Below are 11,229 nucleotides of genomic sequence, written 5' to 3' on the forward strand. Positions count from 1 at the left end.
GGGGGCGCGGTGCGAGCTTCCGCGACCTGCTCAACATGGCGAGCCTGGCTTCGACAAGGGCGAAAAAGGAGAAAAAAAGAGTTGTCGTGGCAGGGCAGGTGGAGCTGAAAGAAAGGGTTTAGAGGGAGGGGGATCTGGATGTCTCTAGGAATGCACCGCAGGCTTTATCTAGACTGTTGCAGCAAGATGCTGTTGTAAAGCCTCCTTCGCAGCTGCTTGGCCAGGCCGGGAATGTGCGTGTCGTTTGGAAAACGGCGGCTCGACGGTTGTTGCAACTATTTCGCTGAATTTCTCCTTAATTTTGCAGGATTTATGCCCTAAAATAGCGAATGTTTCCTGTATCAGGAGGGGAAACATGGCTGCAGCAAGGAGGCAGCTGCTCGGCGAACGGCTCGTGCAGGCGGGCCTGATTACCAGAGAGCAGCTTGGAAAGGCATTACGTGAGCAGATGCGCACCGGCGAGCTGCTGGGCCAGGTACTGATCAGGCTGGGCATGCTGAGCGAGGAACAGCTCAACCGGGTGCTCGAAGCCGGGGAGCGCCCTTCCTGGGAAGTGTCTTGGGGTTTTGCAGGATTTATGCCCTAAAATAGCGAATGTTTCCTGTATCAGGAGGGGAAACATGGCTGCAGCAAGGAGGCAGCTGCTCGGCGAACGGCTCGTGCAGGCGGGCCTGATTACCAGAGAGCAGCTTGGAAAGGCATTACGTGAGCAGATGCGCACCGGCGAGCTGCTGGGCCAGGTACTGATCAGGCTGGGCATGCTGAGCGAGGAACAGCTCAACCGGGTGCTCGAAGCCGGGGAGCGCCCTTCCTGGGAAGTGTCTTGGGGATATGTAGAACCTGAGATAGTGAAGCTCGTTCCGGAACAGCTCATCCGCGAGTACAGGTTATTTCCCATCGGAAAAAAGGGCAACCGTCTGCACGTGGCCATGGCGAATCCCTCCAACGTCGTGGCCATCGACAACCTGCGCCTGATTACCGGGCTGGACATCGAGCCCGTACCGGTCAGCGAGAAAGAGATTAACCTCCTCATCGAGAAACATTTTGGCCTTCCCGAGGTCGAGAAGGCGCTCAAGGAACTGGGCGGCGAGCCGGAGGCGGCGGACGCGGAAGTGGTGGAGCCGGTCGTCGACGAGGCGCCGATCATCCGGCTGGTCAACTCGCTGATCATGCGGGCTCTGGACGAGGAGGCCAGCGACATCCACATCGAGCCCCAGGAGAAGGACATCAGGGTCCGGTACCGTGTCGACGGCATGCTGCGGGAGGTGATCCGGCTGCCGCGCCGGATGAGCCACGGCATCGTCTCCCGCATTAAGGTGATGGCCGGCATGGACATCGCCGAGCGGCGCCTCCCGCAGGATGGGCGCATTCCCCTGAAGCTGCCGCGGCGCGACCTGGATCTGCGCGTTTCCACCCTGCCTACCATCTTCGGGGAGAAGGTGGCCATCCGGATCCTGGACAAGGAGGCCGTCAAAAACCTCACCCTGGAGAACCTCGGATTTTCCCCGCACAACCTCGATCTCTTCACGCGTTTTTTGCGGAGCGCCTACGGCATGGTGCTGGTTACCGGCCCCACCGGCAGCGGCAAGACGACTACCCTTTACACGGCGCTCAGGATCATCAACAGCGTGGAGAGGAACATCGTCACCGTGGAGGACCCCGTGGAGTACATGCTTGAGGGCGTGAACCAGGTTCAGGTGAACGTCAAGGCCGGGGCCACCTTTGCCACCTACCTGCGCTCCATCGTGCGCCAGGACCCGGACGTGGTGATGATCGGCGAGATACGCGACCTGGAAACCGCCGAAATCGCTGTGCGCGCCGCCACCACCGGGCACCTGGTGCTCAGCACCCTGCACACTAACGACGCCCCCGGCGCCCTGACGCGCCTCATCGACATGGGGGTGGAGCCGTTCATGGTGGCCTCCTCGGTGCTGGGGGTGATCGCACAGCGCCTGGTGCGCCGCGTCTGCCCGCACTGCCGGCAGCCTTACGCGCCTGACGATGCGGAAGCAGCCTTCGCCGGGCTGAAAGACGCGCAGCACACCCTGTACGCCGGGAAGGGGTGCAGACAGTGCGGCCAGACGGGTTACCGGGGGCGGCTCGCCATCCACGAAGTGCTCACCGTGTCGACGACGTTGCAGAACCTGATCCTGCGGCGGGCGGCGACGGAAGAGCTGCGCCGCGCGGCACTCCGCGAGGGAATGGTCTCCCTCAAGGAGGACGGCATTCAGAAGGCGCTTGCAGGCGTCACCACGATAAAAGAAATCATGCGCGTCGCGTACAGAGAGGAAAAATAAAGCTGATAGTCGAAATTATTTCCTGTGCTGCCGGAATTGGGGTATCGGAATCCACGCAACGCTCTGCCAGAGAGGCATCATCGGCAGGGAAGAGGTCCTGCATTGGGCGCACGACCCGGAAGCGGTGCTAAGGGGCATGGTGGTTAAAATGGCAAAGACCTTTATTTACCGGGCGCGAAATCTCGCGGGCCGCATAGTGACCGGCCGGGTGGAGGCAGATAACCAGGCCGCGGCCATCGCCTCGCTGCGCGAGAAAAACCTCTTCGTGGTGGCCATCCGCCCGGCGCTCCCTCTTCAACTCGACCTTTACCGGCTTCTGAACCTGAAAGTCAGAGTAAGAGATCTCGCCGTTTTCTGCCGGCAGTTCGCCGCCATGAGCGAGGCGGGCATTCCCCTGCTGCAGTGCCTGCGCGTCCTTGCCGGGCAGACCGAGAGCAGGAAGCTGCGGGAGATCGCCCGTGATGCCGCCGCCGGCATCGAGAAGGGAAAAGCGCTCAGCGAGGCGTTCCGCAGCCACAAGGAGCATTTGCCGGAGCTCCTGATCAACATGCTGGCGGCTGCCGAGGTCAGCGGCACCGTCGACCAGGCGCTCGCCCGCCTCGCCGTCCACTTCGAGAAGGAGCACGAGCTGCGCCAGAAGATCAGGTCGGCGATGACCTATCCGCTGCTCGTGGCGGGCATGTCGTTTCTGGCCGTGATCGCCCTGCTGGTGCTGGTCGTCCCCGTCTTCGTCGACATTTTCACCCAGATGGGGGCGGCGCTGCCCCTGCCGACGCGCGTCCTGATAGGCGTGAGCGCCTTTCTGTCCCGGTACTGGTACGTCCTGCTGCCGGCCGCGGCTGCCCTCGCCCTCGCCCTGCGGCGCGCCGCCGCCACGGAGAGGGGAAGAAGGCTGGCGGACCGGACCCTCCTGCACCTCCCCGTCGCGGGGCCGCTGGCCCGCAAGGCGGTGGTCGCCAGATTTGCGCGTACGCTGGCCACCCTTCTCCAGAGCGGGGTGCCGCTGGTGCAGGCGCTGGAGACGCTCGAGAAGGTGATCGGTAATGCCACGGCCGCGGAGGAGATCGCCCGCGCCCGGGAAAGCATCCGGGAAGGGGAAAGGGTGGCTCCGGTTCTGGCGCAGAGCACCGTCTTCCCGCCCATGGCCGCCAGCATGGTGGCCGTGGGGGAGGAGTCCGGCGCCCTGGACGAGCTTCTTGTTAAGCTGGCTGCCTTTTACGAGCAGGAGGTGGAGGCCGCCATCGCCAGGCTCTCCGGCCTGGTCGAACCGCTCCTGATCGCCGGCGTGGGCGCCATCGTGGCCTTCATCGCCCTCTCCATTTACCTGCCGCTCTTCAACCTGGCCGGCGTCATGCAGGGAGGAGGGATGCCTGCGGGAACGCCTTAGCGGGGCGACAACCAGCCATCACTTCAGGAAAAACAGGGGGGAAGAGTAATGCTTTTGAGATTCCTGCGCAACCAGAAGGGTTTCACCATGATCGAGATGATGGTCGTCCTGATCATCATCGGCGTGCTGATCGCCGGCGGTATTTATGTGTACTTGGGCTACATCGACAGGGCCAAGGTGTCGAAGGCTGCAGGTGAGATGGCCCCTATGGCTGCAGCGCTGGACGCTTATTACGCGGAGGAGGGTGATTATCCTGCTAGCGAATCTGATGCTATCACAAAAGCCGGACTTCCTGATGATCCGAAGGAGACTAATACGCAGCTTCCTAAGGATCCATGGGGAGTAAAGTATGTGTATACGTATACCGCTGCTAGTAGCACTACTCCAGCAAAATTTACTTTGAAGGCTATAGATGGTAATAACACTGAGCGCGTAGTGTTTGAGGGTACAGGCGGTACATCGGAGAGGACAAAGTAGTAAAGAGGTGGGGAGGGGTGGCCGACAGGGGAGAAAACGGGGGCCTTGCTTTGGTCGAAGTGGTACTGGTCTTCTGCTTCTTTGCCCTGTCAGCGGCCGTCCTGGCCGGTGTTCTGCGGTCTTAGTTAACCCGGGCTTGATGTGAACGGGAAGGTGGCCGTATGGCTTCCGCTCCGAGAATCAACAATTGCCGAAACTTTGCCGGGTTTCGCTTGGTTCATTTGGGCGCCCGGCCTTTAATGAAAAGGTCCTGCTTAGAGCGCGGCATGAGCCTGATCGAGGTGATGGTGGCCCTGGTGATCCTCGGCCTCACGAGCGCGGCCCTGATGGGGCTTTTTCTGGCCGGGGGCAGGTCCACCGCGGTGGCCCGCCACGACGTGGCGGCGGCCAACGTGGCCCAGGAAATACTCGAGCAGGTTAAAGCCGTTCCCGAAAACCAGCTCGGGACGGCGCGGGGCGGGACGGCCACCACCATCCAGCTTGCGGCCGGGGCCAGCGACGCGAACGACTACTATAACGACCTGACGGTAGCCCTTACCGGCGGGACGGGCGCCGGGCAGGTGCGGAAGATCACGGATTATAACGGCGCCACGCGCACGGCCACGGTGGACCGCGCGTGGGATACGGTGCCCGACGACACCACGACATACGCCATCTTCAAGGGCACCGACGCAGGCTACGCCTACCGAGTGGTGATTGGACAACCCCACGCTGCCAACGATGAACCACAACCCGACGGTGAGCTGAGAACGGTCACCGTCACCGTAAGTTATGCGACAACCGGCGGCCGCACGCGAGAAGTCGCCCTTACCGGCGAAAGGCTGAGTCGGTGGTGAGGGAGGTGCGTGACAGCCTCGGCTTCACCCTTATAGAGGCGCTCGTGGCCCTGACCATCATGGCCATTGTCGTTACCGCTGCCTCCCTGCTGTACGTGAGCGGCTACCGGCAGTACGCGCGGGAGAATGACAGGATCGAGGTGCAGGAAAACCTGCGGATTGCAATGGCAAGGATGGCCGCTAAAATAAGGCAGGCCAAACCTGACAGCGTTAACATCACCGATGCAGGTTCCCACATCGAGTTCACCCTTTCTTTCAGCGGGGAGAGCACCGGCTACCGGCTCGACGCCCTCGATAAGGAGATTGAAGAAAAGTTTCAGGGTAAAGACGGCACTGCCTGGCTTCCCATTGCCAGCAACATCACGGGTTTGCTTTTTAAGTACGATGCTGCGGCCGGGATGGTTGCGGTAACGGTCACCGGCGAGAGAGGAAAGAGCGGTTCCGTTTCGTTAACTACCGAGGTTCACCTGCGGGTCGGGGAGAACGGATAGAGGGGGTTCACATGCTGCGCGACCAGAGGGGACAGGCTCTTGTACTTGTGCTGATCTTGACTACGGTCATCTTCATGATCGGCAGCGCAGCCGTGGCCATGGGCACCGCCGCGCGGAAAAACGCGACCCTGGAGACATGGCAGAAGAAGGCCTACTACATCGCCGAGGCGGGCATCGAAATGGCCCTGGCGGACTTGCGGCGGAGGCTCATCTACCCGGCGCCGAACTTCGAGGAGTTCCGCATAGACGACAAGAATAAGGATTACGCCGGCGGGAGGATTGACGAGGTGACCGTGACCAAGGAAACGTCCGGCAACGACATTTTCTACACCATAACCTCTTCGGCGTACTACCCTGCGAGCGGCGGCACGCGGGCGCGGAAGACTATCCGGGTGAAGGTGAAAGTGGTGCCGGACCCCTTTCTTTCCTACGGCGGCCCGGGGTTGAAATCGGATACGAACGTTCAGGTCAGGGCGGCCATCGCGGATTACGAAGGATCAATCGTGGCCCGAAGCGGTAACCTGACGCTGGAATCGTCTATCCAGGACTGGCGGGGAGGCCTTTACGCTGGTGGCGACGTTACCCTGAGCGGTCTGGTTGCTGGAGGAGAGGGAGAGATCAAGGCCGGAAGGAATGTTACGATTACCGGTTTCACGAGTACCTGGAGCGGGGAAATATGGGCCGGCCAGGATGTGATCATCCAGTCCTGGTGGCCAGCGGGCGAGGTAACTGTTCACGAAAACTGCGGTGCTGAAATTCCGGGTTTTCCCATTCCAGAATTTCCAGTAGTTGACAAGAACAGTCTGTGGTATGCCCGGGTTAAGAATGAGGCGGTAAGCAAAGGGCAATACTTTGAAAACGCAACGCAGTTTCTTGATGATGATCCCGAATTCGGTTCGGGGAAAGGCATACACTGGCGGTATAGCGAAAGTATTGTGGTATTCCTCGATTATGTTTTTGTAACCGTAAACGTGTATGGGGCGGAACTGCCCCTCAACGGGTTGTATGTAGTTGGAGGTGCTCTTACCCTCGATCCAGACGCTTATACCGCTGCCTACAACAGATGGCGCCAGCGTATGATAACTCGGTACCAGCAACGCTACCCCGGCAAAAGTGTTAGAGTAACTTTTTTTAATACTTCCCTGAGTCTTGCGGTTAAAGCGGATCAACCGACTACGCTTGTCGCCGATAGCGTCAAACTGGATGAAGGATTTATGGGTCTTTTTGGTGTTGACACATCGGGTATTAAGAACTCTTTTGGGCTTTTTGCAGTGGCCGGGAATGTAACGTATGACGCGGCTATGGGGACTGGCGGGCGCTTGGCTGTAATGACAGCGGGAACGTTTGATTGCAACGTTGGAATAGGGGCGGAGCTCAAATTTGACTGGGTTGCTGCCAAACAAGACATTGAAATCGACGCCATAATCAACCTCAACGCGGCGCAGGCCAGCGTGCCTCCGGGCACGCCGGTAGGGTATCGGATCGTCGCCTGGGAATAAGTGGGGACGAGGTGAGGTACAGGTGAGGAGCAGGTGAAGGAATTGAAGTTGCTGGCCCGGGAAGCGTCCCTGAAGATCAAGGAGCTGGCCCGGAGGCTTCTGCCCCGGAGGAACCACTTCATCGGCGTGGACGTCGGCGCGCGCGACGTCAAGGTCGCCGAGGTGAAGGTGATTGACGGCGCTCCGGAGGTGGTGGCCCTGCGGCGCTGCCCGAGCCCGCCGGGGGTGTGGAACGAGCAGTTCGACGAGGAGGCGCTGGTACAGGCGCTTAAGGAGCTTGCCAACCCCCGCCTGCGGCAGGTGATCACCTGCATCGGCGGGGAAAAGGTGGTCGGCCGCGTCGTTCGCCTGCCGGCGATGAGCGAAAGGGAACTGGAGGCAGCGGCCCGCTTCGAGGTGGAGAAGTTTGTGCCCGTTCCCGTCGATCAGCTGATCATCAGGCACGTGCGCCTGGGCGAGAGTACGAACGGCGGGGGGACGATGCAAAACATACTGCTCCTTGCCGTCCCGGCGGCAACGGTGTACCGCTACCACAGCATTTTTTCTCGCGCCGGCCTCACCGTCACGGCGCTCGACCTGCAGGCCTTTGCGCTCTGGCGCCTTTTCGGCCGCGAGGTCGCCGGGACGGTGGCCGTCGCCGACATCGGCGCCGCGACCTCGCATCTGGTGGTGGTGCGGGACGGGGCAATCCGCTTCGTGCGGCTGCTCCCGGTGGGTGGAGACACTGTGACCAGGTTCCTCATGGAAGCATACGGCATCGAATTCACCGCCGCCGAGGAGATGAAAGTGGGCGGAGCGGACGCGGCGCCCGGTGCCGTCCGGGCGGCCGACCTGTGGCACGGGGGCGTGGTCGAGGTGGGCCGGGAGATAAGGCGCTCGCTGAAGTTCTGGGCGGCGGAGGAGAAGGTGACGGTGGAGAAGATCATCCTGAGCGGCGGCACCAGCAAGCTTTACGGCCTGACAGAGCACCTGCGGGAGGCGCTCGGGGTGCCGGTCGAGGTCGGCCGCCCGCAGGTTTTCCTGGCCGAGGGCGTGGATTACGACCCGGCATACGCCGTGGCCATCGGGCTGGCCCTCCGGGAGGTGATCTGATGTACCGGGTCAATCTCCTTCCCCCAAAGCTCCAGCGCGAAGGAAATATAGATTTCCGCCGTCTGTTTGCCGTTGCCGGGATCACTTTTGTTTCCGGGGCGGTCGTGGGCGGCTACGGCCTGTTTCTCGGGATCTACTTTGGTTTGAAAGCAGAGCTGGCCGCGACGAAGCAGCAGATCGCTACCCTGCATCCTCTGGCCCTGCAGGCAGAAAAGATACAGGCTGAAAGAAAAGGGCTCGAAGCCGCGATGCGGGAGTACGAAGCCATCCTGGCGGAGCGCCGGACGTGGTGGCCCATGCTGGCTGACCTTAACAAGATCGCGCCTGCCGATCTGTGGCTGACGGGCCTTGATCTTTCATACGTACCCGGGAGTGAACAGGATAAGGGAGCGGGCCCGGGCGGGACATCCTCCGAAAAGCAGGCGCAGGACGCCCTGCCGGGCCGGCCGAACACTCTTATCTTGCGGGGCTCGTCCCGGAGCCTCTCTTCCATTGGGATCTTTCAGTACAGGCTGACCCGTGGCGGCTGCTTTCGGCAGGTAGAGCTGAGGCGCGTCGCGCCGGGAAGCGGCGGCATAAGCTTTGAGATTGCGGCGCACCTGGAGGAAGGGTGATGGTCTTGTGGAAAAGCTGAGCGGGCGGGACAGGCTCCTCCTCTTCTTGCTCCTGGCACTGGGTGCAGGATTTTGTTTTGTGCGTTTCGTGCTCGTGCCGCAGGTGAGGGCGTACGCGGCTACGAGAGAGGAGCTTGCTGCCGCGACCGGGGAGCTTTCCCGGTGCCGGGAGCTGGCCGGTTCTCTGCGGGCGGAGAGGCAGCACCTGGAAAGACTGCGGGAGGAGGTGGCCGCCACGGCGGCGAGCTTTCGGACGGAAGTGCGCGACGGGGCGGGCATCGTCCTCCTCGCGCAGGCGGCGGCAGAGAAAAACGTGCGGGTGACCGCCGTTGAGCCGGGCGCGGTCAGGGAGAACAAATACACGCTTGCGCTTCCTCTGAGGATCACCGCCGAAGGGAATTACGCCGGCGTGCTGGCGTTCTGCAGGGAACTGGAGCAGGAGGGTCTCGGCAACCTAGCTGAGATAAGGAGTCTCAAGGTGGAGGGAATCAACGAGCCTGGCGCGGTGCGGGCCATGCTGGATCTGGTTGTCTTCTCCGACCGGTCGCCGCAGGGGAGGCTGGTTCTGGAAACGCTGGCCGGGTGGCCGGCCGGTAGGGTGAACGTTTTTGAGCCGGTTGGCTCGGCCATGCCTGCTCCCGGCAGCGCACTGCGGGCGGCGGATGCCGCGCCGTCTGGAGGGGCAGCGTTGCCTTCCGCTGCTCGCGTCGGGACGGGCGAAGTGGTTCTCAAGTAGACCCCGGAAGTAATGGCTCCTAATGTATACCAAATCTAACTTCGAGGACGCCGGCGGGGATGCCCCGCAAGGGCGCCGGGATGGGGCGAAAACGTGTGGATGGGAGTCTTTTTAGCCTTTGTTTTCGGCCTGTTTGTCGGGAGCTTTCTTAATGTTGTGATCTACCGGTTGCCCCGGGGGGAGAGCATCGCCGCGCCGCGCTCGCGCTGTCCGTTTTGCCGCACCCAGCTCACGTGGCGCGACCTGGTTCCGGTTTTCAGTTATCTCGTCCTTGGCGGCCGGTGCCGTTATTGCCGGCGCCCCATTAGCCTCCGCTATCCTGCGATTGAGCTTCTGACGGCGGTTGTGTTTGCGGTTCTCTGGTGCCGCTTCAGCTCGCCACCGGTGTTCGCCAAGTATGCTTTTTTTGCCGGTCTCTTGATTGCCGCCGGTGCCATCGACGCGGTGCATTACATTATTCCGGATAAGCTGGTGCTGGCCGGGCTGGCGGGCGCCGTAATCCTGGGTTTCGCGGCCCGGGACGTGGGAATCTGGTCGGCTCTGGCGGGATGCGCGGCGGGAGCAGGATTTTTGCTTCTCGTTGTCGTAATTAGCAAGGGCGGCATGGGAGGCGGGGACGTCAAGCTTGCTGCAGTGACGGGGCTTTTTCTGGGGTGGCCGTTAGGCCCTTTAGGGATCTTCCTGGGCGCCTGCGTGGGTGGGCTGGTAGCTTTTTTTCTTTTGCTTTTCAGGATTAAAGGACGGAAAGACCCTCTTCCCTTCGGGCCTTTTATTGCTCTGGGCTCTTTCCTTGCTCTGCTGTGGGGAAAAGTGCTCATTTTCTGGTACCTGGGCCGCTTCTGGTGATGGGGTAAGTGATGTTCGGTCTGCCTTCGAAAAAGCGCGGGGCCTTGTCCGGCTTTACGCTCCTGGAAGTTTCTCTTGCTCTTTTTCTTGTTGGGATTCTGATTTCCGTGGCGGTCCCGGATCTCAGGAGGTGCCTCGGGCGCTGCCGCCTCCAGACTGCCGCCGACCGGCTCGCGGGGGACATCAGAGAAACAAGCCAGCTTGCCCTGAGCGAGGAAAGCTCCTCTTACTCCATTAAGTTTTACCCGTCTCCAGGCAACGCCTATTATGTGAAGAAGTCTGTAAATCTGGGGCCGCGGGTGGTGAAAGCGGTCAGTCTCCCGTCCGGAGTTGTGCTCGAGAACACGAACTTTACCGATCACGAGCTCAGGTTCTCGGCGAAAGGCACGCCTACTGCAGGCGGCACGGTTACTTTGAGAGACGGGGTTTCGGGCTCTTTCAAGTACGTGATCGTGGCTGCGGTCACAGGGAGGGTGCGTGTGAGTGACCAGCCTCCGAAGAATGTGGAGGACATCTGATCCGGTTTCACCGGAGCAGGAAAGAGGCTCGAGTTCGCTGCCACTGGCACCCCTACCCCTCAAGTAATCCGTCCTAAGGCTTGAGAGGCTGCTTCGGCGCGGCTGCTTTGAACGCGGAGCTCTTTTAGCTGGAAGGCCCGGGCGATGCTTGCGGCGAGCGCTGCAACCAGCGCCTCCTGGCAGGCAAAGATGGGGGAGGTGGGGTCCCCTGTTTTATAGTCCCGGTAAATTTCAATGTGCAGGCCGAAGATCCTCCTTCCTTTAAGCTGCAGTTCCCTGATCTTCCTGAAAAGGTATGTTTTAGTTGCCTGCATCACGACTTTTTTGTCAAAGGGAAAAAGTCCGACCGATGGTTGAGGCAGAGGAAAATCTTCTTTCCAGTAACGGCTCAGGGTTTGAGGGAGCAAAGCACGGAGAGAGGCGAGTTTCTCTCCAA

At 61.0% G+C, this 11,229-nt stretch carries 13 protein-coding genes; 12 read left to right on the forward strand and 1 reads right to left on the reverse strand.

All coding sequences use genetic code 11. The features are described 5' to 3' along the window. Positions 1–355: 355 nt before the first annotated feature. The 12 genes from HPY90_RS13180 to HPY90_RS13235 all read left to right on the forward strand — a co-directional run bounded on the left by HPY90_RS13180 (position 356) and on the right by HPY90_RS13235 (position 10,793). Positions 356–586: a cyclic di-GMP-binding domain-containing protein, MshE-related gene (locus HPY90_RS13180; protein WP_287195145.1), complete on the forward strand. Its 231-nt coding sequence runs from the start codon at positions 356–358 to the stop codon at positions 584–586. A gap of 34 nt (positions 587–620) precedes the next feature. Then, the gene (locus tag HPY90_RS13185; RefSeq protein WP_287195147.1) at positions 621–2,297 is read left to right on the forward strand and encodes a GspE/PulE family protein; all 1,677 of its coding nucleotides are present in this window, start codon (positions 621–623) and stop codon (positions 2,295–2,297) included. A gap of 136 nt (positions 2,298–2,433) precedes the next feature. After that, on the forward strand, positions 2,434–3,684 hold the full coding sequence (locus HPY90_RS13190; RefSeq protein ID WP_287195149.1) for a type II secretion system F family protein: 1,251 nt from the start codon (positions 2,434–2,436) through the stop codon (positions 3,682–3,684). A gap of 48 nt (positions 3,685–3,732) precedes the next feature. After that, positions 3,733–4,161, forward strand: a complete 429-nt coding sequence (locus HPY90_RS13195) for a type II secretion system protein (RefSeq protein WP_287195151.1) — start codon at positions 3,733–3,735, stop codon at positions 4,159–4,161. A 239-nt stretch (positions 4,162–4,400) separates the two neighbouring features. Next, entirely contained in the window at positions 4,401–4,997 is a 597-nt protein-coding gene (locus HPY90_RS13200; protein ID WP_353733670.1) for a type IV pilus modification PilV family protein, read from the forward strand. Further along, positions 4,994–5,488 (forward strand): PilW family protein, encoded by a 495-nt coding sequence (locus tag HPY90_RS13205; protein ID WP_287195154.1) that lies wholly within the window; start codon positions 4,994–4,996, stop codon positions 5,486–5,488. Before HPY90_RS13200 ends, HPY90_RS13205 begins: the two co-directional genes overlap by 4 nt. Positions 5,489–5,499: 11 nt before the next feature. Next, positions 5,500–6,987: a pilus assembly PilX N-terminal domain-containing protein gene (locus HPY90_RS13210; RefSeq protein ID WP_287195155.1), complete on the forward strand. Its 1,488-nt coding sequence runs from the start codon at positions 5,500–5,502 to the stop codon at positions 6,985–6,987. Between the two features lie 33 nt (positions 6,988–7,020). Next, positions 7,021–8,079: a type IV pilus assembly protein PilM gene (gene pilM, locus HPY90_RS13215; protein ID WP_287195156.1), complete on the forward strand. Its 1,059-nt coding sequence runs from the start codon at positions 7,021–7,023 to the stop codon at positions 8,077–8,079. Then, entirely contained in the window at positions 8,079–8,693 is a 615-nt protein-coding gene (locus HPY90_RS13220; protein ID WP_287195157.1) for a PilN domain-containing protein, read from the forward strand. The genes pilM and HPY90_RS13220 overlap by 1 nt, the downstream gene beginning before the upstream one ends. 7 nt (positions 8,694–8,700) lie before the next feature. Further along, entirely contained in the window at positions 8,701–9,429 is a 729-nt protein-coding gene (locus HPY90_RS13225) for a hypothetical protein (protein ID WP_287195158.1), read from the forward strand. Positions 9,430–9,528: 99 nt separating this feature from the next. Beyond that, positions 9,529–10,275, forward strand: coding sequence for a prepilin peptidase (locus tag HPY90_RS13230; protein WP_287195161.1), 747 nt, complete (start codon positions 9,529–9,531; stop codon positions 10,273–10,275). A gap of 11 nt (positions 10,276–10,286) precedes the next feature. Then, positions 10,287–10,793, forward strand: coding sequence for a pilus assembly FimT family protein (locus HPY90_RS13235; RefSeq protein WP_287195163.1), 507 nt, complete (start codon positions 10,287–10,289; stop codon positions 10,791–10,793). 59 nt (positions 10,794–10,852) lie between these two features. Here the strand turns inward: HPY90_RS13235 and HPY90_RS13240 are convergent. After that, positions 10,853–11,229: hypothetical protein (locus HPY90_RS13240; RefSeq protein WP_287195159.1), on the reverse strand; the 377-nt coding region annotated here is incomplete at its 5' end.

The organism is Syntrophothermus sp. (assembly GCF_013314835.1).
Lineage (GTDB): Bacteria > Bacillota > Syntrophomonadia > Syntrophomonadales > Syntrophothermaceae > Syntrophothermus > Syntrophothermus lipocalidus.

Excerpts from the sequence above, each read along its gene's own strand:
- HPY90_RS13180 (WP_287195145.1), top strand. The coding sequence starts at position 356 with ATGGCTGCAGCAAGGAGGCAGCTGCTCGGCGAACGGCTCGTGCAGGCG.
- HPY90_RS13185 (WP_287195147.1), top strand. The coding sequence starts at position 621 with ATGGCTGCAGCAAGGAGGCAGCTGCTCGGCGAACGGCTCGTGCAGGCG.
- HPY90_RS13190 (WP_287195149.1), top strand. The coding sequence starts at position 2,434 with ATGGTGGTTAAAATGGCAAAGACCTTTATTTACCGGGCGCGAAATCTC.
- HPY90_RS13195 (WP_287195151.1), top strand. The coding sequence starts at position 3,733 with ATGCTTTTGAGATTCCTGCGCAACCAGAAGGGTTTCACCATGATCGAG.
- HPY90_RS13200 (WP_353733670.1), top strand. The coding sequence starts at position 4,401 with ATGAAAAGGTCCTGCTTAGAGCGCGGCATGAGCCTGATCGAGGTGATG.
- HPY90_RS13210 (WP_287195155.1), top strand. The coding sequence starts at position 5,500 with ATGCTGCGCGACCAGAGGGGACAGGCTCTTGTACTTGTGCTGATCTTG.
- HPY90_RS13220 (WP_287195157.1), top strand. The coding sequence starts at position 8,079 with ATGTACCGGGTCAATCTCCTTCCCCCAAAGCTCCAGCGCGAAGGAAAT.
- HPY90_RS13230 (WP_287195161.1), top strand. The coding sequence starts at position 9,529 with ATGGGAGTCTTTTTAGCCTTTGTTTTCGGCCTGTTTGTCGGGAGCTTT.
- HPY90_RS13235 (WP_287195163.1), top strand. The coding sequence starts at position 10,287 with ATGTTCGGTCTGCCTTCGAAAAAGCGCGGGGCCTTGTCCGGCTTTACG.